Consider the following 353-nt stretch of genomic DNA (forward strand, 5'->3'; position numbering starts at 1 on the left):
TAGCGGTTTAGGCGAAGAGTACCCGAGCTTTCCTCGGGCAGGCCAGTTTGTTGCGCGACTTGAAGCGGCGGGCGTCGATCTGGCATCGGTGACCGATGTGGTGCTGACGCACATGCACTTCGATCACGTTGGAGGCCTTCTCGTACAAGGTGTGAGGGATCGCCTTGCACAAGACGTTCGCGTTCATCTGTCCGCGGCGGAAGCCGCGTTTTGGACGAACCCTGACTTTTCGCGCACTGCGATGCCACCGGATCTTGCGGAGCTTGCGCGCAGTGCCTCAAGAGAATTTCTTTCGGTCTACGCAGATAACCTGATGACCTTCGAACACGAGACAATGATCGCGCCTGGTGTCG

Annotated in this window: 1 protein-coding gene; it reads left to right on the top strand. The window is 58.1% G+C overall.

Annotated features, from left to right (window positions below; all coding sequences use genetic code 11):
* Positions 1-353: MBL fold metallo-hydrolase (locus EN804_RS35320; protein ID WP_135922353.1), on the top strand; the 353-nt coding region annotated here is incomplete at both ends.

This window comes from Mesorhizobium sp. M8A.F.Ca.ET.161.01.1.1 (assembly GCF_004792105.1).
Classification (GTDB): Bacteria; Pseudomonadota; Alphaproteobacteria; order Rhizobiales; family Rhizobiaceae; genus Mesorhizobium.